This window comes from Pseudomonas sp. C321 (assembly GCF_055407105.1).
The window spans coordinates 142,309-167,188 of sequence record NZ_JBUZRB010000003.1 but is presented as its reverse complement, the minus strand read 5'-3'; the positions used below and the strand labels follow the sequence as shown (position 1 = coordinate 167,188).

At 60.4% G+C, this 24,880-nt stretch carries 22 protein-coding genes and 1 pseudogene; 12 read left to right on the top strand and 11 right to left on the bottom strand.

The window, feature by feature from the left end; translation table 11 throughout:
• The first annotated feature begins 41 nt into the window (after nt 1-41).
• The 3 genes from ACZRJ6_RS10285 to ACZRJ6_RS10275 all read left to right on the top strand — a co-directional run bounded on the left by ACZRJ6_RS10285 (nt 42) and on the right by ACZRJ6_RS10275 (nt 3,050).
• Entirely contained in the window at nt 42-770 is a 729-nt protein-coding gene (locus ACZRJ6_RS10285) for an amino acid ABC transporter ATP-binding protein (protein ID WP_463968418.1), read from the top strand.
• A 42-nt stretch (nt 771-812) separates the two neighbouring features.
• Entirely contained in the window at nt 813-1,643 is an 831-nt protein-coding gene (locus ACZRJ6_RS10280) for a transporter substrate-binding domain-containing protein (protein WP_149411671.1), read from the top strand.
• A gap of 99 nt (nt 1,644-1,742) precedes the next feature.
• On the top strand, nt 1,743-3,050 hold the full coding sequence (locus ACZRJ6_RS10275) for an NAD(P)/FAD-dependent oxidoreductase (RefSeq protein WP_463968067.1): 1,308 nt from the start codon (nt 1,743-1,745) through the stop codon (nt 3,048-3,050).
• A 111-nt stretch (nt 3,051-3,161) separates the two neighbouring features.
• Here ACZRJ6_RS10275 and ACZRJ6_RS10270 read toward each other — a convergent pair whose 3' ends face one another.
• The 3 genes from ACZRJ6_RS10270 to ACZRJ6_RS10260 form a co-directional block, all read right to left on the bottom strand.
• The gene (locus ACZRJ6_RS10270) at nt 3,162-5,186 is read right to left on the bottom strand and encodes a c-type cytochrome (RefSeq protein WP_463968066.1); all 2,025 of its coding nucleotides are present in this window, start codon (nt 5,184-5,186) and stop codon (nt 3,162-3,164) included.
• A 167-nt stretch (nt 5,187-5,353) separates the two neighbouring features.
• Complete coding sequence (locus tag ACZRJ6_RS10265; protein WP_463968065.1) at nt 5,354-6,961, bottom strand: 5-guanidino-2-oxopentanoate decarboxylase; 1,608 nt, start codon at nt 6,959-6,961, stop codon at nt 5,354-5,356.
• A 117-nt stretch (nt 6,962-7,078) separates the two neighbouring features.
• Nucleotides 7,079-7,969, bottom strand: a complete 891-nt coding sequence (locus tag ACZRJ6_RS10260) for a LysR substrate-binding domain-containing protein (protein WP_463968064.1) — start codon at nt 7,967-7,969, stop codon at nt 7,079-7,081.
• Nucleotides 7,970-8,185: 216 nt separating this feature from the next.
• Here ACZRJ6_RS10260 and ACZRJ6_RS10255 point away from each other — a divergent pair, with 216 nt between their 5' ends.
• From ACZRJ6_RS10255 to ACZRJ6_RS10220, 8 genes are all read left to right on the top strand, one after another.
• Nucleotides 8,186-8,980, top strand: a complete 795-nt coding sequence (locus ACZRJ6_RS10255) for an ATP-binding cassette domain-containing protein (RefSeq protein WP_133102044.1) — start codon at nt 8,186-8,188, stop codon at nt 8,978-8,980.
• Between the two features lie 47 nt (nt 8,981-9,027).
• Nucleotides 9,028-9,801 carry a transporter substrate-binding domain-containing protein gene (locus ACZRJ6_RS10250; RefSeq protein WP_463968063.1) on the top strand — a complete coding sequence of 258 codons (774 nt, stop codon included), beginning with the start codon at nt 9,028-9,030 and terminating at the stop codon, nt 9,799-9,801.
• A 48-nt stretch (nt 9,802-9,849) separates the two neighbouring features.
• Entirely contained in the window at nt 9,850-10,563 is a 714-nt protein-coding gene (locus ACZRJ6_RS10245) for an ABC transporter permease (RefSeq protein ID WP_463968062.1), read from the top strand.
• 12 nt (nt 10,564-10,575) lie between these two features.
• Nucleotides 10,576-11,265 carry an ABC transporter permease gene (locus ACZRJ6_RS10240; protein WP_463968061.1) on the top strand — a complete coding sequence of 230 codons (690 nt, stop codon included), beginning with the start codon at nt 10,576-10,578 and terminating at the stop codon, nt 11,263-11,265.
• 25 nt (nt 11,266-11,290) lie between these two features.
• Nucleotides 11,291-12,472, top strand: a complete 1,182-nt coding sequence (locus ACZRJ6_RS10235) for a pyridoxal phosphate-dependent aminotransferase (protein ID WP_463968060.1) — start codon at nt 11,291-11,293, stop codon at nt 12,470-12,472.
• Nucleotides 12,473-12,501: 29 nt separating this feature from the next.
• Entirely contained in the window at nt 12,502-14,238 is a 1,737-nt protein-coding gene (locus ACZRJ6_RS10230; RefSeq protein ID WP_463968059.1) for an amidohydrolase, read from the top strand.
• Entirely contained in the window at nt 14,235-15,155 is a 921-nt protein-coding gene (locus ACZRJ6_RS10225) for a CobW family GTP-binding protein (RefSeq protein ID WP_463968058.1), read from the top strand. Before ACZRJ6_RS10230 ends, ACZRJ6_RS10225 begins: the two co-directional genes overlap by 4 nt.
• A gap of 177 nt (nt 15,156-15,332) precedes the next feature.
• Nucleotides 15,333-16,037 carry a hypothetical protein gene (locus ACZRJ6_RS10220; protein ID WP_463968057.1) on the top strand — a complete coding sequence of 235 codons (705 nt, stop codon included), beginning with the start codon at nt 15,333-15,335 and terminating at the stop codon, nt 16,035-16,037.
• A 110-nt stretch (nt 16,038-16,147) separates the two neighbouring features.
• Here the strand turns inward: ACZRJ6_RS10220 and ptaA are convergent, their stop codons facing one another.
• The 6 genes from ptaA to cyoA form a co-directional block, all read right to left on the bottom strand.
• On the bottom strand, nt 16,148-17,239 hold the full coding sequence (ptaA, locus tag ACZRJ6_RS10215; protein ID WP_463968056.1) for a pyoverdine biosynthesis transaminase PtaA: 1,092 nt from the start codon (nt 17,237-17,239) through the stop codon (nt 16,148-16,150).
• A 153-nt stretch (nt 17,240-17,392) separates the two neighbouring features.
• On the bottom strand, nt 17,393-18,280 hold the full coding sequence (cyoE, locus tag ACZRJ6_RS10210) for a heme o synthase (RefSeq protein WP_463968055.1): 888 nt from the start codon (nt 18,278-18,280) through the stop codon (nt 17,393-17,395).
• 11 nt (nt 18,281-18,291) lie between these two features.
• Complete coding sequence (gene cyoD, locus ACZRJ6_RS10205) at nt 18,292-18,636, bottom strand: cytochrome o ubiquinol oxidase subunit IV (protein WP_463968054.1); 345 nt, start codon at nt 18,634-18,636, stop codon at nt 18,292-18,294.
• The gene (locus ACZRJ6_RS10200; protein ID WP_463968053.1) at nt 18,636-19,262 is read right to left on the bottom strand and encodes a cytochrome o ubiquinol oxidase subunit III; all 627 of its coding nucleotides are present in this window, start codon (nt 19,260-19,262) and stop codon (nt 18,636-18,638) included. The genes cyoD and ACZRJ6_RS10200 overlap by 1 nt, the downstream gene beginning before the upstream one ends.
• A gap of 3 nt (nt 19,263-19,265) precedes the next feature.
• Entirely contained in the window at nt 19,266-21,284 is a 2,019-nt protein-coding gene (gene cyoB / locus ACZRJ6_RS10195) for a cytochrome o ubiquinol oxidase subunit I (protein WP_463968052.1), read from the bottom strand.
• 3 nt (nt 21,285-21,287) lie between these two features.
• Nucleotides 21,288-22,226, bottom strand: a complete 939-nt coding sequence (gene cyoA, locus ACZRJ6_RS10190; RefSeq protein WP_133102028.1) for a ubiquinol oxidase subunit II — start codon at nt 22,224-22,226, stop codon at nt 21,288-21,290.
• A gap of 27 nt (nt 22,227-22,253) precedes the next feature.
• On the opposite strand from cyoA, the pseudogene ACZRJ6_RS10185 reads away from it, so the two are divergent.
• Nucleotides 22,254-22,463, top strand: a pseudogene (locus tag ACZRJ6_RS10185) (hypothetical protein).
• 557 nt (nt 22,464-23,020) lie between these two features.
• Here the strand turns inward: ACZRJ6_RS10185 and ACZRJ6_RS10180 are convergent.
• Nucleotides 23,021-23,527, bottom strand: coding sequence for a disulfide bond formation protein B (locus tag ACZRJ6_RS10180; RefSeq protein ID WP_463968051.1), 507 nt, complete (start codon nt 23,525-23,527; stop codon nt 23,021-23,023).
• 136 nt (nt 23,528-23,663) lie between these two features.
• Nucleotides 23,664-24,845: an NO-inducible flavohemoprotein gene (gene hmpA, locus ACZRJ6_RS10175; protein WP_463968050.1), complete on the bottom strand. Its 1,182-nt coding sequence runs from the start codon at nt 24,843-24,845 to the stop codon at nt 23,664-23,666.
• Between the last annotated feature and the right edge of the window lie 35 nt (nt 24,846-24,880).

Sequence of the window (24,880 nt, the reverse complement as noted above, 5' to 3'; positions counted from 1 at the left end):
GTCACGTTCCTATCAGCGAACAAGCGGCAGTCGCCCCGTCGATGATTGCCATCAGCGGCCTGAACAAGTGGTATGGCAATTTCCACGCCTTGCGTGATGTCGACCTGAGTGTCGCCGCCGGCGAAATCCTGGTGGTGTGCGGGCCGTCCGGCTCGGGCAAGTCGACGATGATTCGCTGCATCAATCACCTGGAAAACTTCCAGGAAGGCCAGATCCAGGTCAACGGTATCCACCTCACCAGCGAAGCGGAAAGTGTCAGTGCCGTGCGCCGGGAAATCGGCATGGTGTTCCAGAGTTTCAACCTGTTCCCGCACCTCAGCGTGCTGGACAACCTGACCCTGGCCCCGCAACTGGTGCAAGGCGTGTCCTCAGCCGAGGCAAAAAAACGTGCCCAGGTTTACCTCGAACGAGTGCGCATCGCCGAGCATGCCCACAAGTACCCTTCCCAGTTATCGGGCGGCCAACAGCAACGGGTGGCGATTGCCCGTGCGCTGTGCATGAAACCCAAGGTGATGCTGTTCGACGAGCCCACCTCGGCCCTGGACCCGGAGATGGTCCACGAAGTGCTGGAGGTAATGGGCGAGTTGGCCACCGATGGCATGACCATGATCTGCGTGACCCACGAGATGGGCTTTGCCAGCAAGGTCGCCGACCGCGTGCTGTTTATGGACCAGGGCCAGGTCATCGAACAAGCCACCCCCGCCGAGTTTTTCAAAAACCCCCAGACCGAGCGAGCGCAGAAATTCCTCTCGCAAATCATCGGTCACTGAGTGCCGCTTTACCCATAACAATAACCAGACGTGGAGATGGACATGCTCAGCAAACAACGCGTAATCACCCTGGCCGCAACCCTGTCGCTGCTGTTCGTCGGCACCGCCAACGCCGGTGCCGTCCTCGACAAAATCCAAAGCAGCAAAACCATGACCGTGGCGACGTCGGCCATCTGGCCGCCCCAGGGCTTTATCAACGACAAGAATGAGATCGACGGTTTCGACATCGACGTCTCCAAGGAGATCGCCAAGCGCCTGGGGGTTGAGGTCAAGTTCATCACCCCAGACTGGGACGTGATCACCGCCGGCAAGTGGAACGGGCGCTGGGACATGTCGGTGGGTTCCATGACCGCCACCAAAAGCCGCGCGCGGATTCTCGACTTCCCGGCCACTTACTACTACGTGCCTTATGTGTTCGCGGTGCACAACAAATCGACCGTCACCGACCGCCAGGCCCTCAACGGCAAGAAGATTGGCGTGGAAGGCGGTACTACCTCCGAGGACTGCCTGAACCAGGCGCTGGCGATCGAAACCAGCGACATCCCGCCCGCCTCCTGCGACATCAAGGCCGGCGAACTGCGAACTTACGCCGGCTCCCTGGCGCCTCTGGACGACCTGCGTTTGGGGGACGGTGTGCGCCTGGACGCGATCCTCACCCAGCGCAGCACCCTGGAAGCAGCCATCAAGAAAAACTACCCGCTCAAGGCTATCGACGGCGTGGTGTTCTACGAGCCGCTGGCAATTGCCACCGACAAGGGTGACCCGGAGCTTACGGCCAAGCTCGCCGAAGTCATTGGGGCGATGCATACGGACGGCACACTGACCAAGCTGTCGACCAAGTGGTATGGCGTCGACTACTCCACCGTCAAATAACACCTGCCGAACCCCTATGGCTAGTGGGCGGTTGTTGTGGCGAGCGAGCTTGCCCGCTCGCCACAGAGATCGGTGTTCACAGAAAGAGACTTTCAAGGATTGGCCATGCCCACCACCTGGTATTCACAAACCTCGCTCCCACGCACCACCCGCCCCAGCCTGGGCGCCGATGAAACCTGCGATGTGTGCATCATTGGCGCCGGTATCGCCGGGCTCACCGCTGCGCTGGAGCTGACCCGGCGCGGTAAACGAGTGATCCTTCTCGACGCCCATCACATCGCCTGGGGCGCGTCCGGGCGCAATGGCGGTGTGGTCTCACCAGGCTGGGCCGAAGGGTCGGCGGCGATCGGCAAAAAGCTCGGGCTGCAACAAGCCAAGGCCTTGTTCAACCTCTCGGTGGAAGGCGTCGAGGTCGTGCGCGACAACGTCGCCAACCTGGCGCTCCCCGGTTGCGATCCTGCGCCCGGCACCATTCGGGTCAAGCGCTACGACGACAGCGCTGGCGTGAAAAACCATATCGAAAGCATGCGTCGGGATTTCAGCTACGAACTCAACTACCTCGACACCCGCCAGGTGCGTGAACGGGCCCACACCCAACGTTATTTCCAGGGCATCGAAGACCCCAAGGCCCTGCACTTTCACCCGTTAAATTATTGCCTGGGCCTGGCCCAAGCCATCGAAACAGCCGGCGGGCGCATCTTCGAACAATCAAAAATGCTCGCCTGGCACCGCGAAGGCAGCGACCGCATCGTGCAGACCGCCGAGGGCACGGTGTGCTGCAAGGACCTGGTGTTCTGCGCCGGTGGCTACGGCGGCCCGGAGTTGCAAAAACTCAACCGCGCCTACCTGCCCATCGCCACCTATGTGGTGCTGACGGAGCACTTGGGCGACAGCATCAAAAACGTCCTCGACTCCAGCGCCGCGTTCTCCGACGACCGGCGCGCCTCGGACTATTACCGCGTCGTCGAAGGCGACCGCCTGCTGTGGGGCGGGCGTATCACCACCCGCAACGAACAGAACGAAAAAGCCCTGGCGACCATGCTCAAGGCCGACATGGTCTCGGTTTATCCACAATTGGCAGCGGTAAAGATCGAACTGGCCTGGTCAGGCCTGATGGGTTACGCCACCCACAAAATGCCCAACCTGGGGCTGCTGGAACCCGGCGTGTGGGCCTGCACCTCGTTTGGTGGCCATGGCCTGAACACCGGCTCCATCGGCGGGCGAGTGATTGCCGAAGCAGTGTGCGGCGAAAGCACCCGCCATGAGCTGTTCAAACCCTACCTGCTGGACTGGAACGGCGGGCCGTTTGGGCTGCTCGCGGCGAATGCCATCTACCGGTCGTTGAAGGTGATGGATTTTGTGCAGGAGAAGTTGCGCAATGCTTCGCAGCCGCTCAGCAAGGAATGATATTTGGCCTACGCCGCAGACCCAGTGTGGGAGCTGTCTAGCTTTAGCGAGACAGCGCCTACATTTAATCTTCACCGATTTGTGCAAGGCGCTCGGCTTAAGTAAAAGCCCCTAGTACCGCGCATCCACCGGCTTGCCGCCATTCGGCCAGTCTTTCACCTTGTCCGGGAAGTCCGGGCGCGGCTGGCCGGAGAAGTACGCCGCGACATCCACCGCTTCCTGATCCGACAAACCGCCCTGCCCCAACGGGAATTTCTCGTGAAAGCCAATAGGCATGTTGCGTTTGACGAACGCCGCCGCGGTGTAAGTGCGGGCCATGCCGGCACCGATGTTGAAGGATTGATCACCCCACAATGGCGGGTACACCAAGGTGCCGTCGGCGCGGGCCAGGCCTTCGCCGTTATCGCCGTGGCACACCGCGCATTGCTTGGCGTAGACCTGCTTGCCATTGGCCAGGTCCGGCTTGATGCCCGGGTCGATCTTGCCCACGCCGCGCCCAGCGACTTTGTCTTCGGGGCGGGTGTTGTTTTTCATCCAGTCAAAGTAGGCAACCATCGCCTGCATATCCGCCGATTGCGGCGGCACGGGCTTGCCATTCATCGAGCGACGGAAGCAGCCATTGATGCGCTCTTCCAGGCTCACCACCTTACCGGCACGCGGCGCGTAGCCGGGGAAAAACGCCGAGACACCGACAAAGGGTGAACCGTCCGCCACGGTGCCGGCGTTGAGATGGCAACTGGTGCAGTTCAGCGAGTTACCGACGTTGTCCGGCAGCAGCTCCTTGGTTTGCAGGTGCAGGCGCATGCCGCGCACAACTTGGTCGGCGTTCGGCGCCGCCAGCAGGTTGGCCAGGCGCGGGGTTTCAAAGGTCGAGGAATCGGTACTGACCGGGTTGAGTTGGTCGCGCATTGTCTTGACCTGGACGACGCTGATCAGCGAGCCCTCGTTACCCCAGCGGGTGCGCACGAAGCTGAGGATTTCAGCGATTTCCTCGTCGGCCAAACGGGCAAAACCCGGCATGGTGTAGACCCGTGGATGGGTCGCGGTTTCGGCCGTTTCCCAACCGGTAAGAGTGATGTGCAACAGCGAGGTCGGGTTGCTGGAGGCCACGCTTGGGTTGCCGGCCAGGGGCGGGAACAGACCCTTCACGCCGCCGCCATCACTGCGGTGGCAATCACTGCAAAACTGCATGTAGCCCAGGCCGCCACGACTGGTGAACAGATCTTTGGGCGGTACGGCGGGCGCCTGCGCCACGGTAGGCATCGGCAGGTCGTCTTTGCCCGGTGGCAGGGATTTGAGGTAGGTAGCAATTGCTGTCAGGTCAGCGTCGCTGAAATGCTGGGTGCTGTGGTGAATCACATCGGCCATGTTGCCGGAGACGGTAGCAAAGCGGTTCTGCCCGGTCTTGAGCAGTTGCACAGTGTCTTCCACGGTCCACAGGTTGCGCAGGCTCAGGGCACGCCAATGCTCGACGGTTTCCCCGGCCAGGTAATGCAGGCCGCTGCGGCCGGCATCGCTCATGGCTTTTTCCTGGAAGGCGATGCCGCGTGGGGTGTGGCACGAGCCGCAATGCCCCAGGCCCTGGACCAGGTAGGCGCCACGGTTAAGCACTTCATCCTGGGCCGGATTGGCCTCAAACGGCTGGCTGTCGAGAAAGACCAAATTCCACAACGCCAGGCCCCAGCGCTGGTTGAACGGGAAGCCCATCTCGGCGTCCAGGTTGGCCTGGCGCACCGGTTTCACGTCCTGCATCAGGTAGGCGAACAAGGCGCGCATGTCGCCTTCGCTCATCTTCGCGTAGGACGGGTACGGCATTGCCGGGTACAGGTTCATGCCGGCCGGGGTCACGCCTTCGCGCATGACCCGGTCGAATTGTTCGAAAGAATACTGACCGATCCCGGTCTCGCGGTCCGGGGTGATATTGCTGGAGTAAATCGTGCCCATCGGCGTGCTCAGCTCCAGACCGCCGGCCATCACCGCGCCTTGTTTGGCGGTGTGGCAGGCGATGCAGTCGCCCAGTTGCGCGACGTATTTGCCGTGTTCGATCAGAGCTGTATCAGGTTCGTTGGCGTATAGGGGAAGAGCCAGACAAAGCGTCGCCCCCATCAGGGCCAGACGTGAGAGGGAAAAGGCCATCGCATTATTCCTTTAATAACCTGGCCTGGGGGTTGGCCCCTGGGTACAGGTCTGCAATCGTTTTTATGAGGTCATCAGGCCGACAACCGGGGCATGGTCAGCCCCAGCTTAGTTGTACCGGATTTTTCGAGGAGGCCCTTTGATGTGGATCAGGGCCTGGGGGGAAGTCAGGCGTTTGCCAGGTAATGCGCGGCGTCCAGTTCGATCATCACCGGCACGCGGGTGGTGGCCAGTTCCTGCAACAGACTGCGCAGGGCTTGCGGGGTGTTCGCTGTGTGGTGGGCGACATGGAAACTGCGGGCCATCGAGGCAAAGTCCGGGGTCATGATGTCCACCCCCAGCGGCTCGATCTTGCGGGCCTCCATGTAGTCGCGAATTTCGGCGTAGCACTGGTTATTCCACAGCACCATGATCACCCCTACACCGGCCTCACGGGCGGCGATCAATTCAGAGCAGGAGAACTGCAGGCCGCCGTCCCCCACCAGCGCCACCACCGGGCGCCCGGGCTTGGCCAGCTTGGCGCCGATGGCCGCTGGTAAACCGTAACCGAGGGTACCGTAGCCAGTGCCGGCGTTGAACCAACTGTTGGCGGCCGGAGCTTGATAACCCACCGCGCCCTGATACACCGGCTGGGTCGAGTCGCCGACGATCAGCGGGTCCACAAGGCTATCGCGCAGCAGCTCAAGCAAACCTTGCAGGCCCTGCTGCTTGGCATTCCAACTGTCGCGCTCGATGCGGTTGACTCGCTGCACGCTGTCCAGCGCCCAGCGTCCGCTCGGTGCTGGTGGGCTGACCTGCTCCAGCAGCGCCCGCAAGCCTTCGCGAGCATCGCCCACCAGCCCGACATGGGCCCGCTGCACGCCCATCACCTGCATCGGGTCGATGTCTAGGCGAATCAGCGGCGCCTTGAATTTCAACGGGCCGAGGCCAAAGAAGTCGTAGTCGGTTTCCCCCAGTTCAGTGCCCACCGCGAGGATCACATCGGCCTCGTCAAACAGCGAGCGGCCGTGGCGGGAAGACTGCACGCCGTCCAGCAACAGCGAATGGCCCACCGGCAACAAGCCACGGGCATTGGTGGTCAGCGCCACTGGCGCTTGCAGGCGCTCGGCCAGTTGCTGCAGGACTTCGGCGCAGTCGCGAGCGCCGCCGCCGGCGAGGATCAGCGGCCGCCGCGCCTCGTTCAGCAGGTTGAGCGCCGCACGCAACGAGGCTGGCGCCGGGGCTGGCGCGCCGGGCAGGCTGCGGGGCATCAAGTTGAGGTCGACAGCGGGCATGTCCAGCACGTCCAGGGGGATTTCCAGGTGCACCGGGCGCGGGCGCGCGCACTTGAAGATCGCAAAGGCACGGGCCAACAGTTCCGGCAATTGCTCGGGTGATTGCAGGGTGTGGCTGAAGGCGCAGACGCCGGCGACCATCGCTCGCTGATCCGGCAATTCATGCAAGTGGCCGTGGCCCAGGCGCAGATGGTCGCGGCGGTTGGTGGTGGAGATCACCAGCATCGGCACCGAATCGGCATAGGCCTGGCCCATGGCTGTGAGGATGTTGGTCATGCCCGGCCCGGTGATAATGAAGCACACCCCAGGCTTGCCACTGGCGCGGGCGTAACCGTCGGCCATGAAGCCGGCGCCCTGCTCGTGGCGCGGGCTGATATGGCGCAGGCGACTGCCTTGCAAACCCCGATAGAGTTCGACGGTATGCACACCGGGGATGCCGAAGACGGTGTCTACCCCATAACCTTCCAGCAGGCGAACCAGTGACTGGGCACAGGTGGTCATTGATCACTCCTTTTTTATTGTTCTGTGTCGATACGCAGGACATTAGGTGGCGTGCCGGGGCTGGAACAATCAAAAAATTTCGTCGCCATTGGCGAAAAAAATTCACAGGTCTCGCAATCAGGTGAGTAACCCGCCCCCCAGTTGCGACTTGACCCAATCACCGAACGCCTGCACCACAGGCCGTTCGACTTTCTGATGGTCAGCCACCAGGTAGTAGCCGCGATTGGACTCGATCTCGGTTTCGAATGGGCGCACCAGCAAGCCCTTGGCCAACGCCTCGCCGCTGATCAGGTTGTCGCCCATGGCAATGCCCTGGCTGGCGATGCAGGCCGACTGCACAAAATGCGCGTCGGCAAACACGATGCCGCGCTGCACATCGACATTCGGTGCGCCAGCGGCGGCCAGCCAGACGCGCCAGTCGGAGTAGTCGATCATGTGCAGCAGCGGCGCACCCACCAAGTGTTCCGGGGTTTTCAGGCCGCCCATGGTGTTGACCAGGCGCGGGCTGCACACCGGAAAATAGCGCAGCGAGACGATTTTCTGCACATGTTGGTTGGGCCAGTCGCCCATGCCGTAGGCGATAAACAGGTCGGCGCTGTGATCGCTGGTGTCGTCCGGTGTACGCGGCGAGACTAGGTGCAATTCCACCTGTGGATAAAGTGCCTGGAAGTCGGCGATATGGGTACACAGCCAATAGGTGGCAAACCCCGCTGGGCTGCTGATGCACAAGCGCCCGCTGACTTGCTGGCCGTCAAAGCGCTGGCCGGCCTCCAGAATATTGGCCAGCAACACATGGATGTCACGGGCATAGCGCTCCCCCTGCCAGGTGATGCGGATGTTGCGCCCGGTACGCTCGGTCAGGGCGAAGCCCAGGGTCTGTTCCAGGCTCTTGATCTGGTGGCTGATGGCACTGGGAGTGAGGCTCAACTCAGTGGCGGCGTCGGACACGCTGCCCAGCCGAGCCACCGCGTCCAGCGCCCGCAATGCGGTCATGGAGGGGTAACGCATAGGTTTTCACCTGCGGGATGTTTCCCGCACGATAGCCGTAATCGGCCGCCAGACATAGCGGGAGCTCTTCGGCACTGGCAGCACAACAGTTGAATTAAATTTCAAGATTGCGCAAAAAATGCTCGATTGACCTCAAAGGACCAGTAGCTATTCTCGACCTCCATCACGGCACGCCCGTGAGCGTGGTCACCCCTACAAAAACAAGAGGGACAACCCTTGCAAGCGCAGCCCAACTCCGTCACTCCGGTGGTCGCCATCGATGCTCTGCACAAGAGCTACGCCGCACACCATGTTCTCAAAGGCATTTCCCTGCGTGCCAACGAAGGCGACGTGGTGTCGCTGATCGGCTCCAGCGGCTCAGGCAAAAGCACCCTGCTGCGCTGCATCAACCTGTTGGAAATTCCTTGCAGCGGCAGCCTGCGGATCAATGGCGAAGAAGTGCGACTGAAGAAGGACCGCGCCGGCAACCCGCTGATCGCCGACCCCAATCAAGTGGCCAGGCTGCGCACGCAACTGGGCATGGTGTTCCAGAGTTTCAACCTGTGGCCCCATCGCACCGTGCTGGAAAACGTCATCGAGGCGCCGGTCTACGTCCTCGGCGAAGACCGCAAGGACGCCATCGCTCACGCCGAACACCTACTGGAAAAGGTCGGCCTGGCGGATAAGCGCGATACCTTCCCCGCCTTCCTCTCCGGCGGCCAGCAACAGCGCGTGGCCATCGCCCGCGCCCTGGCCATGCGCCCTCGGGTGTTGTTGATGGATGAACCGACGTCAGCGCTGGACCCAGAGTTGGTGGGTGAAGTGCTGAAGGTGATCCAGGGCATTGCCGAAGAGGGCCGCACCATGATCCTGGTCACCCACGAAATGGCCTTCGCCCGCGACGTGTCGAGCAAGGTGATGTTTCTGCATCAAGGTTTGGTAGAAGAAGAAGGCACGCCGCAACAGGTATTCCAAAACCCCAACAGCGAGCGCTGCCGCCAGTTCGTCATGGCCCAGGACAATCGCGTTTGATCTGCCGCTTCAATCCTTCAAAACAATAACTTCGAAAGGGTCAAGCCATGCATACCACACTGAAAACCCTCGCCGCCGGTTGCCTGTTCGCCGTGCTCTGCAACCCTGCCGCTGCGGCGGAAAAAATCGTCTTCGGCATCGCCCTGGAACCCTACCCACCGTTCTCCGAGAAAGCCGGCAACGGCGCCTGGAGCGGCTTCGAACCGGAACTGATCAAGGCCTTGTGCGAGCGTTTGCAAGCACAATGCCCGCTCAAGGAAGTGGCGTGGGACGGGCTGATCCCGGCGCTGCAATCGAGCCAGATCGACGTGATCCTCAATTCCATGAGCATCACCGAAGAGCGTGAAAAGGTCATCGACTTCACTGCGCCCTACTACCAGACCCCAGCCATGTGGGTCGCCGACCAGAATCTAGAACTGGTCACCACCCCCGAAGGCCTCAAGGGCAAGTTGATCGGCGTTCAGGGCTCGACCTCCAACGCCACCTACCTCAAGGCCTACTACGCCAAGGACTCGACCTTGCGTTACTACAACACCCAGGACGATATGACCGCCGACCTGCAAAGCGGGCGCATCGACGTGATGCTCGCCGACGCCTTGACCATCGAGCCGCTGATCAAATCCAAAGCCGGCGGCGGCCTGGCCGACAAAGGCCTGGCACCAAAAGACCCGCTGTTCGGTTCGGGTATCGGCGCCGCCGTGCGCAAGGGTGACAGCGCCCTCAAGGAACAGCTCAACGGCGCACTGGCAGCGATGAAGGCCGACGGCACTTACGACAAAATTCGCAGCCGCTACTTCAGCGTCGATATTTCCGCGCAATAACACCTGACGCGCTTCATTTCGACGTGTTTTATTTCAACGGAAAGCGCCATGATTTCTTTGTCCGAACTCACCCAACTGTTCGTCGCCGACGGCTGGCTCAACGCCCTGTTCCAGGGGGCAGTGGTGACCTTGCAGATCTCCGCCGGGGCCTTCGTCCTCGGCCTGGCCATCGGCCTGCTGGTGGCCATGATCAAGCTCAAGGGCCCGCGCTGGCTGGTGCGCCTGGCCAATGCCTACACCACGCTGTACCGCGCCGTGCCGGAGTTGCTGTTGATTTTGCTGCTGTACTACGCCGGCACCGACCTGCTGAACATGGCCATGGCGGCGATGGGGCGCGACAGCGTCACGGTCAACGGATTCGTCGCTGCAGTGTTGGTGCTGGGCATCGTCCAGGGCGCCTATTCGGCGGAGATTATTCGCGGCGCGATCCAAGCCATTCCGGTCGGCCAGATTGAAGCAGCGCGGGCCTTTGGTATCGAGCGCTGGCTGTTGATGCGCCGGGTGTTGCTGCCGAGCATGCTGCCGTTCGCCATCGCCGGTCTTTCCAACCTGTGGCTGGTGCTGGTCAAGGACAGTGCGCTGATCAGCATCGTCGGCTACAGCGAATTGCTCTCGGTGGGCAAACAGGCCGCCGGCTCCACCAAACATTACCTGGTGTTCTACCTGGCAGTGGCGGCGGTGTATTTCATCATCACCCTGGTTTCCAACGGCGCCTTCCGGCTGTTCGAGCGACGTATCAACCGCTGGATGCCGCAGCACTAAGGAGCTCAACTGATGGACTTTTCCTGGATCAACAGTTTTGCCGGCGAGTTGCTGCACGGCCTGGGCATCACCCTGAAGTTGCTCGTGCTGTCCGGTATCTTCGGTTTTTTGCTCGCAGTGCTGGTGGCACTCGGACGGTTGTCGTCCAACCCGTTGATCAGCGGCCCCTTGCGCGCATACACCGCGGTGTTTCGCGGCACGCCGCTGCTGGTGCAGATCTACATCCTGTATTACGGCGTCGGCAGCGTGTTCGCCAGCTACCCGCTGATTCGCGGCAGTTTTCTCTGGCCGTACCTGCGTGAAGGCTTTTGGTACGTGGCCCTGGCGCTGATCCTGTGTGTCGGCGCCTACGTTGGCGAAGTGTTGCGCGGCGCCTTGCGTGCGGTGCCACGCGGAGAACTGGAAGCGGCCCGGGCTTTTGGCATGAAGCGCCTAATGGTGCTGCGCAGGGTCTGGCTGCCACGGGCATTGGAACTGGTGAAGCCGACCCTGGTGGGTGAGACAGTGTTGCTGCTCAAGGCCACGGCGCTGGCTTCTACCGTGGCCGTCACCGACCTGCTGGGCGCCGCCAACCTGGTGCGGGCGCAGACGCTGCGAGTCTATGAGCCGCTGCTGGCGGTGGCGCTGATCTACATTGTCTTGGCGTTCGTGATCGAACACGGCTTCTCGCGCTGGGGCAAAGTCCCCCAACGCCAGGCTTGAATCAATTTTGCTTAGGAGAACAAGGATGCGTTATTCACCGTTTGTCGAGCGCATTAGCGGCGAGTCTGTCAGCGCCTGGGATATTCACTACGCGGCCGTCGAGGCCCGTGGCCGTGGTGAAGACGTGATCGTGCTTAGCGTTGGCGACCCGGACTTCGCCACCGACAGCGCGATTTGCGAAGCCGCCGTCGATGCCCTGCGCGCCGGCGACACCCACTACACCCACGTGCTCGGCCGGCCGCAACTGCGCGAGGCGATTGCCGCCAAGCAAAGCCGCCTGCAAGGCATTGCCGTACACGCCGACAACGTCGCCCTGGTGGCCGGTGCGCAGAATGGTCTGTTTGCCGCGTCGTTATGCCTGTTCAGCCACGGCGACGAAGTGCTGGTGCCGGAGCCGATGTACCTGACCTACGAGGCCTGCATCCATGCCTCCGGTGCGCGCATCGCGACGATCGAGCAACCGGCCGCCAATGGCTTTCGCCTGACCCGCGCCGCGCTGGAAGCGGCGGTCACCGACAAGACCCGTGGCATCGCCCTGGCCACGCCGTGCAACCCCACCGGCAACGTCTACAGCCGCGAAGAACTGGAAATGGTCGCCGACGTGGCGCGCCAATACAACCTGTGGGTGATCTCCGATGAAGTCTACGGGCAGATCACCTACGACCATGACCACCTGAGCATCGCCTCGTTGCCGGGCATGGCCGAACGCACCGTAGTGCTCAACAGTTTGTCGAAAACCCACGCCATGACTGGCTGGCGCGTGGGCTGGGTGGTCGGGCCAACGCCGCTGATCGGCCATCTGGATAACCTTCTGCTGTGCATGCTCTACGGTCTGCCCGGGTTTATCCAGGAAGCGGCGATCAAGGCCCTGGAAGTGGACGATGCAGTGGTCAGCGATGCACGGACGGTGTACCGCCGTCGTCGTGATCTGGTGGTGGCGGGTTTGAGCAACATTGCCGACCTCGACTGCCGGGTGCCGCAGGCCGGCATGTTCATGTTGGTGGACGTGCGCCGCACCGGGCTGTCGAGCATGGACTTTGCCTGGCAGCTGTTTCGCCAGACCGGTGTCTCGGTGCTCGATGCCCAGGCCTTTGGCGCCAGCGCCCAGGGCTTTGTGCGGATTTCCTTCACCGTCGCCGATGACACCCTCAAGGACGCCTGCCAGCGCATTGCCAGGTTTGTTGAAGGGCTACGAGCCAACCGCTGATCCCTGTACTGATTCAAGAGGTTTACCCCGTGACCGCTTCTGACCAATACAACTCCACCCACTCGGCCGTCGGCGCCCACGCTGACCTAGTGCTGCACAACGGCCGTTTCTACACCCTCGATCACGCCCAGCCGTGGGCCGATGCGGTGGCGATTCGCGATGGTCGGTTTATCGCCGTTGGCGGTTTCGCCGACCTGCAAACTCTGATCGGCCCGCAAACCCGTCAGCATGATCTGCAAGGTTCGTTCTGCATGCCCGGCCTGCACGACATGCACACCCACCCCGACCTCGCATTGGCCCCACGCTACAGCGATGACCTGGACGTCGGTATCGAAGACCCCACGCCGCAACAGCTAACCGCGTCAATTCATGCCTACGCCGATGCCCACCCCGGCGACGGTTGGATCTACGGCCAATACTGGGTTCGCTACACCTTTCGCGAAGCGGGCCTGACCCCGGGCCGAGAATGGCTCGACAGCATCATGCCGGACCGTCCGGTGGCGCTGCTGGATCGCATGTGGGGCACCATGATGGTCAACTCCAAGGCCCTGGAGCTGGCCGGCATCGACCGCCACACCGCCGACCCGCGCAACGGATACATGGAGCGTGACGAACTCAGCGGTGAGCCCAACGGCCTGCTGATCGACGGCGCCTACGCGCTGATCCATGCCGCCATGCCGCCAACCCCGGTGGAGGTGCTGCGCCGGGCCTATCGCGACGGCGTGCATTTCCAAAGCTCGCGCGGCGTCACCGCGACCAAGTACGTACACGTCTGCGAACGGCGCCTGGAGGCCCTCAAGGAGCTGGACGATGCCGGCGAGTTGAGCCTGCGGGTGGAAGCGGCCATCAGCTGGCAGGACGATATTTTCCCGGTACGCCGACGCTGGGAATTGCTCAGCGGCGAACGGCACTACTACCGCAGCGCACGGCTAAATGCCAACGCGGTGAAGTTCCACTTCGACGGCACGGTGGAGCCCAAGTCCTCCTACCTGATGACCCCGTGGGCGGCGGACTCCACCTGGCGCGGCAAGCTCAACCTGACTCCCGAACACATCACTGACATGGTGGTGGACATGGATCGGCGTGGCCTGCGGGTTATCGCCCACTGCACCGGCGACGGCGCTTCCGATGTGTTCCTCGATGCCGTGGCCGAGGCGCGGCGGGTCAACGGTGACAGCGGCATTCGCCACCAATGCGCCCACAGCACCTTGCTGCATCCGGGCAACCTCAAGCGCTTCAAGGCGTTGAACGTCATCGCCGAGTTTTCCCCGGCGGCCTGGTACCCGACACCCTTCGCCAGCGGCGCCCGCTCGGGCTATGGCCAGGAACGGCTCAAGCGCATCTACGATTTCAAAGGCGTGCTGGCCGAAGGTGGCCTGGCGGTAATGGGCACCGATTGGCCAGTGGCTTCGATCGACCCGTGGCTGGCCCTGGAAACCATGATCACCCGACAGAACCCTTGGAACCAGGAGCCTGACTGCTTCGGCGAACCCATCAGCCTGGAACAAGCGCTGCAAGTGGCAACGATCAACGGCGCCCACGCCATGGGACTGGAACACTCTACCGGCAGCCTGGAGGTGGGCAAGTCCGCCGACCTGATCGTGATCGACCGCGACTTGTTCGCCCAGCCTGCACGCAATTACATCCACCAGACTCAAGTGCTACTGACCTTTGTCGAAGGACGCCCGGTGTACGACCGCCTCAACACCTTTGAAGGCACCGCATTGCAAGCGGTGTGGCAAGGCCTGCCGCCGGTGATCGAATGAACGCTGACAGCATTGCGGTCACAGTGGTTTCCGGATTCCTCGGCGCGGGCAAGACCACCCTGCTCAACCGCATGGCCCAGCAGCCACAGCACGGACGGATGGCGGTAATCGTCAATGATTTTGGCGAGCTTAACATCGATGCAGCGATCATTGCCGAGGTCACCGATGCGGTATTCAGCCTGCAAAATGGCTGCATCTGCTGCACCGTGCAAGAGGACCTGCTGGCGCAACTGGTGAGCCTGACGCAGCTGCGGCCACGACTGGAGCGCATCGTGATCGAGTGCAGCGGCGTATCCGACCCGCAGCGCATTGTGCAGACCCTGGGTTATCCACAGCTCAAGGCGCACTTGCACCTGGACACGGTGATTACCCTGGTGGACGCCAGCGGTTATAGGGAACTTGAAGGTGAATTCGCCCGCTTGTCCAGGGCTCAAGTGGCCTGCGCCGACCTGGTGTTGTTGAACAAGGCCGATCTGATCAGCGCTGCTGAGTTGCAAAGCCTACGGGCGGAGATCGGCGCACGCACGCGGGTCATCAGCACCGTCCAGGCGCAAATCCCCGACGCCCTGCTGCTGGGCGAACGCGGCGAGCGTAATGGCCTGACGCCGGTACCGGCGCGTCACGACGAGCTGTTTGAAAGCTGGGTCTGGCAAGGCACCCGGCCTCTGCCCGCCAAGGCCTTGCGCGACTGGCTGGCGCAACTGCCCAAGGACTTGTTTCGCCTCAAGGGCCTGGTGCATTTGCAAGGCAATGACCAACCGTTCTGGCTGCAACATGTGGGCAGTCGCAGCCAGTTCAGCCTGGCGAGTGGGGAGCATCCGGAGCATGCCGTGCAATTGGTGTTTATCGCTCGGCGGGGCAGTGCTTTGCGGGAAAGTGTGGACGCTGGGTTGAGGGAAATGCAGGCGTTGGCGTAGCCGTTGTCGAGCTACGGAAAATAAAGGGTGCCCGCACGATGCGGCCTATACCCATGCGGTGATGGCGCAATGACAGGTTGCAGCGCTGCGGGATCGTACCTTGACGTCATCGCATACCCCCCTGAAAATGCCCGACGTTTTTCCCGTCTCCCCGTTTACTGAAGTAGTGAAATTTCAATGTCTGATTCCCGTACCGAAGAATCCGTAGTCACCTTGCAGTCCAAAGCTGAATACGAAAACGCCATCAATCTTTCACAGCACCTGCCGGCAGCCAAGAGCATCAGTGAAATGGTGCTGGACGCGTTCCACACCTCCAAGGAAAGCGACCAGATCCGCGAGTTGCGCATTGCCATCCGTCAGGCTCACGATGCCTTCGACGATGACAAGGCTTACGACCTGATGGGTGAACTCAAGCAGCTCAAGGATGCCGAGGCCGCCGACAACGCCGCCCTGGAAGACCTGAACAGCAAGTTTTCCATCAGCCGCATCCTGTCCAGCTTCAAGGACGACCCCGAGTTTCAGGAGCTGGTCTACGGCCTGGCCCTCAAGGTGCTGAACCAGACCCACCAGGCCATCAGCAACCCGAGCGCCGGCAAAGGCAAGGCCGCACGGGCGAAGAAGGACGTCGAAGTGTTCACCATCAGCAAGGACGGCATTAGCGTCACCTTGCCACTGCGCGCGCCGCGCTCCAAGCCGAGTGTCGACCGCGAGGCGTTTGAGTTCCTGGGGTTCACCTTTGTCGGTGAAGGCGATGAAGCGGAGCTGGACGTTGAGACCTTTGTGGATAACGCCGGTGCCGAGCAGCCGCTGACCCGTAAAAATATCATCAGCGCGCTGCAGCAGCAGACGGCGTTTGATGGGTACAGCATCGCCCAGCAGTAACTCCGGGCCTGCTCCCCCTGGAGTAAACTTGCTCGCGAAAACCGTCAACGATAACGCAGCGTGCCTGGTTTAACGCGGCGTTCTCAGGTTTTTCGCGAGCAAGCTCGCGCCTACAAAAAGCTCACCTGCGCCGCAAACGCTTCACGAAATCGCTGCATCTCCCCAGCGTTGCCCACGGTCACCCGCACCCAATTCGGCCAGGAGCTAAAGACCCGGCCAATCATGACGTTTTGCGCGGCAAGCCGCTCGATGACCTGCTCAGCTGGGCGGCCCACGTCGATCATGAAGCAATTGCTGTGGGACGCCGTACACGTGAATCCTCGAGCCTTCAGCCAGGCCACGGTCTCATCGCGCACCAGAGTGTTGAGCGCCTTGCGGTCGGACACCAACGAGGGTTCTTCGAGGCTGGCACGGCCGCCCAGCAAGCTGGAGGCCGCCGGGACGTTGTGGCCGCCGAAAGCTTCCAACTGCTCCAACAGCACCGGCTGCCCAATCGCCAGGCCCAAGCGCGCACCGGCCATGCCGTAGATTTTAGAGAAGGTGCGCAGCACCAGCAGATCGTCGTGGTCCTTGACCCAGGACACACAGCTGGGCGCGTCGCAGAAATCGATGTAAGCCTCGTCCACCACCAGGATGCTGCCCTTGGGTTTGCTCGCCAACGCGTGCTCGATGGCCTTGGTCGGCGTCAGCGTGCCGGTGGGATTGTTGGGGTTGCAGAGGTAGATCACGCCGGGCTTCGGGTCGGCGGCGAGCATGGCGAAAATGTCATGGGCATGGTCGGCCGTCAGCGGCACTTCGTAGACCGGTGCCTTGCGCGTTTCGGCAGCCTGGCGCGGTACTTCATAGGAAGGCGTCGCCATCACCACGCCGCGGGTTTCGCTGGTAAACGCCAGTACCGCGTAGCGCAAAGCGGCCATGGACCCGGCACAGACCATCACGTGCTCGTCTAAAATACCGTGCTGATTGGCAAACACTTCGGCCAACGCGTACATATCCTTGTAGGGATAACGACCCGACCCGCCAACCCCAAGCTGCATCGCCGCGCGCGCGGCTGGCGATGGACCATAGGGACTTTCATTGTAGTTGAGCAGCACCTTGTCGGACGTCGGGACCGCTGGGCTCGCCACCGCCCAATCCAGCCGCCCCAGCAACGGGAGGGCCGCGCCCAGCGCGATCAGGGAACGACGACTCACGTTGACCATGGTGACTACTCCTTGCCAGCTCGCGGGTTCGGTGCGGGATTCACAACAGCTTATACAGTTGGGTATGACGAGAAAAAAGCCGGGGGATTTACCCAGCCAACAAAAAGCCCCGCACTTCACACAGAAGGCGGGGCTTTTTCACAGCAGTACCACTCAGTGCGCGTAAGTCAGCAACAACTCTTTAGGCACCTGGAAATCCAGGGACATCATCACGCTCAACGCAGTGATGGTAAAGATCGAGAAGACGAACAGCTTGCGCGCCCAGACGGTGTCGTCCACCGCCTTGTAGCCGGTCCAGGCCATGTACAACCAGTACATGCCCATGGCGGCAGCGACGGCGAGGTAGCTCATGCCGGCGTAGCCACTGAAGGTCAACATCAAGGTCGCCACGAGGAAGGCCAGGATGTAGAGCAGGATGTGTTTCTTCGCTACGCGGATACCACGCTTGACCGGCAATACCGGAATCGAGGCCGCCCGGTAGTCGTTGAAGCGAAAGATCGCAATGGCATAAGAGTGCGGCATCTGCCACAGGCTGAACATCACAAGCAGCACCAGCGCGGCCATGTCGAAGCTATTGGTCACAGCCACATAACCAATCACTGGCGGCATCGCCCCCGACAGACTGCCCACCAGCGTGCCGTGAACCGACTTGCGCTTGAAGTACAGGCTGTAGAAGCCGACGTAGATGACAAAGCCGATCACGGCAAACAGCGCCGCCAGCGGATTGGCCACCGTGTACAACAGCACCACACCGGCAATGCCCAGGACGGTCGCGAAGATCAGTGCCAGTTTCAGGGAGATAAGGCCCTGGACCAGCGCGCGATTCTTGGTGCGTTCCATCTTCAGGTCGATGTCGCGGTCGATGCAGTTGTTGAACACGCAACCGGATGCAACCACCAGGGAAGTGCCGATCATTGCCGCCAGGAAAATGGCTAGATCGACATGCCCCTTGGAGGCCAGGAAGAAGCCGCCTGCCACAGAAAGCACGTTACCGAAAATGATCCCCGGTTTGGTGATTTGGATAAAGTGCTTAAGCGACATCGGGTCTTACCTCACTTCGCCATCATGTAGGTGTGGATGCTGAACATAATCCACAACGACAGGCCAACCAGCAGGACGATCACCATGGCTGCGAAGACAAACGCAATCACGTTGTCACGCTGGGCCTCGGAACGGTCCAGGTGCAGGAAGTACACCAGGTGAACCACAACCTGAATCACCGCAAATGCCAGGACGATCATCAGGGTTATGGATTTCGGCAGGGTTGGGTACATCACCAGGCCGAACGGGATGATCGTCAGGATCACCGACAAGATGAAACCAATGGCGTACGACTTTACGCTGCCGTGGCCAGCATCATGGCTGTTCTGGGCATCATGAGAGTGAGCATTAGCCATTACAGAGTCCCCATCAGGTAGACAACGGTGAAGACGCAGATCCAGACCACGTCCAGGAAGTGCCAGAACAGGCTCAGGCAGGTCAGGCGGGTCTTGTTGGTGGTGGTCAGGCCGTTTTTCTGCACCTGGTACATCATGATCGCCATCCAGATCAGACCGCTGGTCACGTGCAGACCGTGGGTACCGACCAGGGTGAAGAACGCGGACAGGAAGCCTGAGCGGCTAGGGCCGTAGCCTTCGGAGATCAGCAGGTGGAACTCGTTGATCTCCATGCCGATGAAGCCCAGGCCGAGCAGGAAGGTCAGGCCCAGCCAGACCAGGACCTGCTTCTTGTTGCCCCGAAAGAACGCCAGCATGGCGAAGCCGTAGGTGATCGAACTGAACAACAGCAAGGCGGTTTCGCCCAGCACGTAAGGCAGTTCGAAGATGTCGTGGCCCGACGGGCCACCCGCTACGTTGTTTACCAGTACCGCGTACACCGCGAAGATCGACGCAAACAAAATGCAGTCGGTCATCAGGTAGAGCCAGAAACCAAAGACGGTTGTCTCGCTCGAATCGTGGTGGTGGTCATCGTGCCCATGGTCATCGACATGGGCGTGTCCAGCATTGGTCACTAAGTTCGACATGGTTTAAGCCTGTTCCAGCGAGGTTTCAACACGGTTGGCCGGAATCTTCTTCTCGGCTACCAGGCGAGCGTGTTGCTCGGCTTCGATGCGTTCGATCACGTCGACCGGCACCATGTAGCCTTGATCATCACGGGCAGCATGGACCACGAAGTAGCCAATGGTTCCGACCAGGCTAATGATCGCCAGCCACCAGATGTGCCAGATCATCGCGAAACCAAACACCGTCAACAGTGCGCCCATGACCACACCGGTCGCGGTGTTGTTAGGCATGTGGATCGGCTCGTAGCGAGCAGGTTTCTGGTACGCGGTACCGTCTTCCTTGGCTTCGGTGAACGGGTCGATGCATTCAGCTTTCGGCAGCACGGCAAAGTTGTAGAACGGCGGTGGCGACGAGGTCGACCATTCCAGGGTGTGGCCGTTCCATGGATCGCCGGAGTCGCAGGCGTTCTGCTTGCGGTCACGGATGCTGACATACAGCTGGATCAACTGGCAGGCGATACCAAAAGCGATCATCACCGCACCGAACATGGCGACGTACAGGTACGGCACCCAATCAGGGTTGGTGGTGGCGTTCAGACGACGGGTCATGCCCATGAAGCCCAGTGCATAGAGCGGCATGAATGCGACGAAGAAGCCGGTGATCCAGAACCAGAATGCAGCCTTGCCCCAACCTTCGTGCAGCTTGAAGCCGAACGCTTTCGGGAAGTAGTAGCTGAAACCAGCGATGTAACCGAATACAGCACCGCCGATGATCACGTTGTGGAAGTGAGCGATCACGAACAGGCTGTTGTGCAGCACGAAGTCAGCACCCGGGATGGCCAGCAGTACGCCGGTCATGCCGCCGATGGCGAAGGTCACCATAAAGCCCAGGGTCCACAGAACCTGGCTGGTGATACGCAGACGGCCGTGATAGATGGTGAATAGCCAGTTAAATAGCTTCACCCCCGTCGGGATCGAAATCAGCATCGTCGCCAGGCCGAAGAAGGCGTTGACGCTGGCCCCCGAACCCATGGTGAAGAAGTGGTGCAGCCAAACCATGAAGCCCAGTACCGAGATCGCGCCAGAGGCGTAGATCATCGAGTGGTGGCCGAACAGACGCTTGCCGGAGAAGGTCGAGATGACTTCGGAGAAGATCCCGAACGCCGGCAGAATCAGGATGTACACCTCGGGGTGACCCCAGGCCCAGAACAGGTTGACGTACATCATTGGATTGCCACCAAGTTCATTGGTGAAAATGTGGAAATCCATGTAACGGTCAAGCGTCAGCAGTGCCAGGGTAGCGGTGAGGATCGGGAACGAAGCCACGATCAACACGTTGGCCCAGGTGCAGGTCCAGGTGAAGATCGGCATGTCCATCAGCTTCATGCCAGGGGTACGCATTTTCAAGACGGTGGCCAGGAAGTTGACCCCCGTCAGTGTCGTCCCAAGTCCTGATAGCTGTAGCGCCCAGATGTAGTAGTCCATCCCCACGCCCGGACTGTATTGCAGCCCCGACAACGGCGGATAAGCAACCCAACCGGTCTTGGCGAATTCGCCGACGCCCAGGGACAGGTTGATCAGTATCACGCCGGATACCAGCAGCCAGAAGCTCAGGGAGTTCAGGAACGGGTAGGCAACGTCACGGGCACCGATCTGCAGCGGCACTGCCAGGTTCATCAGGCCGGTGAAGAATGGCATCGCCATGAAGATGATCATGATCACACCGTGGGCGGTGAAGATCTGGTCATAGTGTTCAGGCGGCAGGTAGCCAGGCGAACCCTCGGTGGCCATGGCCAGCTGGGTACGCATCATGATGGCGTCGGCAAAACCGCGCAGCAGCATGACCATGGCGACGATGATGTACATCACGCCGATTTTCTTGTGGTCGACCGATGTCAGCCACTCGGTCCACAAATAGGTCCATTTCTTGAAGTAGGTGAGTGCCGCAAACAGCGCCAGACCACCCAGCGCGATCATGGCAATGGTCACCATCACAATCGGCTCGTGGAACGGGACCGCTTCCCAACTTAATTTACCAAACATTGTTTACTCCTCTGCCCCGGCGGCTGAATGCGAGCTCGTGTCCATCACTTCTGTAGCAGCCACTTCTTTCTTCTCATGCTTGACCGGTTTGCCTGGTTTCATCCCTTCATACTTATTGATGATGTTCTGGAACAGGTCCGGCGTGAACGAGGAGTACAGCTCTACAGGGTTGTTCTGGCTTTGTTTGGCAAGAGCTTCGTACTCAGCTTTTTCAAGCTGTTTAGGTGAGCTTTTGACTTCAGCGACCCAGGCGTTGAAATCAGCCTCGGACGTTGCAATCGCTTTGAATTTCATGCCGGTAAAGCCCGCGCCACTGTAGTTGGCGGAGATACCTTCAAGCTCGGTGTTCTCGTTGGCAATCAGGTGCAACTTGGTCTGCATGCCGGCCATCGCGTAGATCTGGCCACCCAGGCCCGGGATGAAGAACGAGTTCATCACCGAATCGGAGGTCACTTTGAAGTTGATTGGCGTATTGGCCGGGAAGACGATCTTGTTGACCGTGGCGATCCCTTGCTCTGGATAGATGAACAGCCACTTCCAATCCAGCGCGACCACTTCAATGGTGATTGGCTTGACGTCGGATTCCAGCGGACGGTACGGGTCCAGGGCGTGGGTCGACGTGTAGGTGATGTAACCCAGGGCAATGATGATGAGTACCGGAACAGCCCACACCGCGATTTCAATCTTGGTGGAGTGCGACCACTTCGGCGCGTAGGTGGCCTTGGTATTGGACGCGCGGTATTTCCAGGCAAACGCGAAGGTCATCACGATCACCGGTACCACGACCAACAACATCAGCAAGGTGGCGGTGATGATCAGGTTGCGTTGTTCCAGACCGACCTGGCCCTTGGGATCGAGCAAGGTCCACTTGCAGCCTCCCAGCAATAACATGCCGGCCAGCGGCAATAAGCCTAGTAATCGGGTGTACCTGTTTTTACTCATCTCACGACCTCTAAAGCAGCTTGCGCAATGCAGTTGGGTTTTGATCGCCAACACTTCACCCTGCCAAGGGTTGGCATTTCTCTTCGATTGAATAAGGGCCTGCCCGGCGCAGCTATCGGTTTGACACGTCCAGGACTAGCGGTGAGTTCTTATTCGAATTCGTGGTCAAAGGCCTTTGCAGACCAATTCCATTTGGTGCGGATAGTAGAAAGGTTGCCGGCACCCGGGGTCGCATGAAGCAAAAAACGCTCCTCGACCGCCCTTATGCGCTCAGGGATGAGCAGCACCGGACATTCAGTGCGGGCGATTGTAGTTAGCTAGCGATGTATAAACCATGTCTTATCCAGAAATAATTTTTATCATTTCCAGCAATAATCTTGCACCATTGTTGCCAAGATTCAGGATCGTATCGCGTTTAATTCTCAACAAAAACCACAAAAAGTGCCGTGTTATTGGCCATCCTGTCGCATCACGCGCTCTTTGATGGGTGCGTAAAACCCATCCAAGCCCGCTAAAAACAAGGCATTCAGACATCGCGCAATCTCGTGTACGGCAGATGGAACGCGGCGTTGCCCGAACGATGAACTGACAGGCCCATTTGTCAAATCGGCCGTCATTTAAGGCGCTGCCCAAGGGGTAGAAAAGGTCCTGCGGCAGCTTCAGTGTGACAACATGTCGCACATGATGGCCGCCTAACCTTGTCCGACGTCACGGCACTTTCACAAAAATGACCGCACACAAAAACGCCCCGACCTTCTCTGGAGAAGATCGGGGCGTTTTGGGTAACGACTTAGTTAGGCTTTGCTCTGGCGATTGCGGTAGATGCCCAGCGGCACCAGGATCGCCGTCAGCACAAAGGCCACCAGCGCCCATTGGGGCAGGGACAGGCCGAGAATCGGCGGGTACGGCGTGCCGCAAAAGCCGTCGACCTGGAAGCCCAGGGGAAAGATCGTCGCCAGGGGCAAGCTGTCGACAATCGGTTGCAGCACATCGATGCCGCAACTGACCGCCGGGTAGAACTGGGTGTACACATGATGCCCGGCTGCGGCGACGCCACCGAGGGCGCTGATGACCACCAGCACTTCAAACACCGTAACGCTGGAGGTGGTGCGCATCGCGGCACCGATAAAAGCAAAGATCGCAATCAACAGAAAGGCATAGCGCTGCAGGATGCACAGCGGGCACGGCGCCTCGCCCAGCACCACCTGCATGTACAGCGCCCCGCCGATCAGCGCCAGGCAGATAATGCCCAGCAACACCAGAGCGCGCCGCTCACGCCCCAATCGCATTTCGTCACTCATCCCCGTTTCCCTTTGCCTAATGATGGTTATGCCAATGGCCGCAAGTTTACACGCAGGACGTGAAAGTTGAGCGGCTAGGCGTCAGGAGGTTAAACAGAAAGGAGTTAACGGCGGATTAATAAGGCCTGAGTGTGGATTACTCCAGCGCCGACGCCGGCCCGAAGAACTCATACCGGCTCTGTTTCTCTGGCACACCCAACGCCTTGAGGTGGCCCTTGATCGCCGCCATAAAGCCTTTTGGACCCAGAAAGTAAGCATCCACATCCCGCTGCTCAGGCAACCATGCTGCCAGTTGTTCCTGGCTGAGCATCCCAACCTTGTCCGCCGCCGGGCTCACGCCGTCGTCCTCGGCGTAGCAATAGAAGCGTTTGAGTTGCGGATGACGCACGGCGAGCGCATCAACCCAGTCACGAAATGCATGCACGCCGCCATTGCGCGCGCAGTGGATAAAGTGCACTGGGCGCTCGGTTGCCAGCGCGGCTTCCAGCATAGGCAAGGTTGGCGTAATACCAACCCCGCCGCTGATCAGCACCAGCGGCTTGTCACTGGCCACCAGGGTGAACTCGCCCGCTGGCACAAACAGCTCGATCGCGGCACCGACCTGAAACTGGTCGTGCAAGTAGTTGGAGACTCGGCCACCCGCTTCGCGCTTGACGCTGATGCGGTACTGACCCGAGTCGGTGCCGGCCGACAGCGAGTAGTTACGTCGAACTTCCTCGCCCTCCAGCACCAGCTTCATGCCGATATATTGCCCAGGCTCGGCGGCTAGAATCGGACCTTTATCCATAGGTGCGAAATAGAAGGAGGTGATTTCACTGCTCTCCTCCACGCGGTTTACCAGGGTAAACGAGCGCGCACCGCGCCAGCCGCCGGGGGCCAGGGCCTTCTCTTCGTAGATTGCGGCTTCGGCACCGATCAGGATGTCTGCCAGTTGGCCGTAAGCGGCGCCCCAGGCACTCATCACTTCAGGCGTGGCAATCTCGTCACCCAACACTTCAGAAATCGCCCGCAGCAGGCAACTGCCGACAATCGGGTAATGTTCCGGGAGGATTTGCAGGGCCACGTGCTTGTTGATGATCTTCGCCACCAGATCACCCAATTGGTCCAACTGGTCGATATGCCGGGCGTACATCAGCACACCGTTAGCCAGGGCGCGAGGCTGGTCGCCGCTGACTTGGTGGGCCTGGTTGAACAACGGACGAACTTCGGGATACTCCGACAACATCATCCGGTAGAAATGGGTGATCAGGGCTTCGCCACCACTCTCCAGCAGCGGTACAGTGGATTTGACGATGGCGCGGTCTTGAACGCTAAGCATGAGAAACTCCTGAGCTTTTTCGGCTTCTGACTGAT

What these genes read in the sequence shown, in the direction of transcription:
- ACZRJ6_RS10285 (WP_463968418.1), top strand. Translation starts at nt 42, where the DNA reads ATGATTGCCATCAGCGGCCTGAACAAGTGGTATGGCAATTTCCACGCC.
- ACZRJ6_RS10280 (WP_149411671.1), top strand. Translation starts at nt 813, where the DNA reads ATGCTCAGCAAACAACGCGTAATCACCCTGGCCGCAACCCTGTCGCTG.
- ACZRJ6_RS10270 (WP_463968066.1), bottom strand. Translation starts at nt 5,186, where the DNA reads ATGGCCTTTTCCCTCTCACGTCTGGCCCTGATGGGGGCGACGCTTTGT.
- ACZRJ6_RS10265 (WP_463968065.1), bottom strand. Translation starts at nt 6,961, where the DNA reads ATGACCACCTGTGCCCAGTCACTGGTTCGCCTGCTGGAAGGTTATGGG.
- ACZRJ6_RS10260 (WP_463968064.1), bottom strand. Translation starts at nt 7,969, where the DNA reads ATGCGTTACCCCTCCATGACCGCATTGCGGGCGCTGGACGCGGTGGCT.
- ACZRJ6_RS10250 (WP_463968063.1), top strand. Translation starts at nt 9,028, where the DNA reads ATGCATACCACACTGAAAACCCTCGCCGCCGGTTGCCTGTTCGCCGTG.
- ACZRJ6_RS10245 (WP_463968062.1), top strand. Translation starts at nt 9,850, where the DNA reads ATGATTTCTTTGTCCGAACTCACCCAACTGTTCGTCGCCGACGGCTGG.
- ACZRJ6_RS10240 (WP_463968061.1), top strand. Translation starts at nt 10,576, where the DNA reads ATGGACTTTTCCTGGATCAACAGTTTTGCCGGCGAGTTGCTGCACGGC.
- ACZRJ6_RS10235 (WP_463968060.1), top strand. Translation starts at nt 11,291, where the DNA reads ATGCGTTATTCACCGTTTGTCGAGCGCATTAGCGGCGAGTCTGTCAGC.
- ACZRJ6_RS10225 (WP_463968058.1), top strand. Translation starts at nt 14,235, where the DNA reads ATGAACGCTGACAGCATTGCGGTCACAGTGGTTTCCGGATTCCTCGGC.
- ACZRJ6_RS10220 (WP_463968057.1), top strand. Translation starts at nt 15,333, where the DNA reads ATGTCTGATTCCCGTACCGAAGAATCCGTAGTCACCTTGCAGTCCAAA.
- ptaA (WP_463968056.1), bottom strand. Translation starts at nt 17,239, where the DNA reads ATGGTCAACGTGAGTCGTCGTTCCCTGATCGCGCTGGGCGCGGCCCTC.
- cyoE (WP_463968055.1), bottom strand. Translation starts at nt 18,280, where the DNA reads ATGTCGCTTAAGCACTTTATCCAAATCACCAAACCGGGGATCATTTTC.
- cyoD (WP_463968054.1), bottom strand. Translation starts at nt 18,636, where the DNA reads ATGGCTAATGCTCACTCTCATGATGCCCAGAACAGCCATGATGCTGGC.
- ACZRJ6_RS10200 (WP_463968053.1), bottom strand. Translation starts at nt 19,262, where the DNA reads ATGTCGAACTTAGTGACCAATGCTGGACACGCCCATGTCGATGACCAT.
- cyoB (WP_463968052.1), bottom strand. Translation starts at nt 21,284, where the DNA reads ATGTTTGGTAAATTAAGTTGGGAAGCGGTCCCGTTCCACGAGCCGATT.
- cyoA (WP_133102028.1), bottom strand. Translation starts at nt 22,226, where the DNA reads ATGAGTAAAAACAGGTACACCCGATTACTAGGCTTATTGCCGCTGGCC.
- ACZRJ6_RS10180 (WP_463968051.1), bottom strand. Translation starts at nt 23,527, where the DNA reads ATGAGTGACGAAATGCGATTGGGGCGTGAGCGGCGCGCTCTGGTGTTG.
- hmpA (WP_463968050.1), bottom strand. Translation starts at nt 24,845, where the DNA reads ATGCTTAGCGTTCAAGACCGCGCCATCGTCAAATCCACTGTACCGCTG.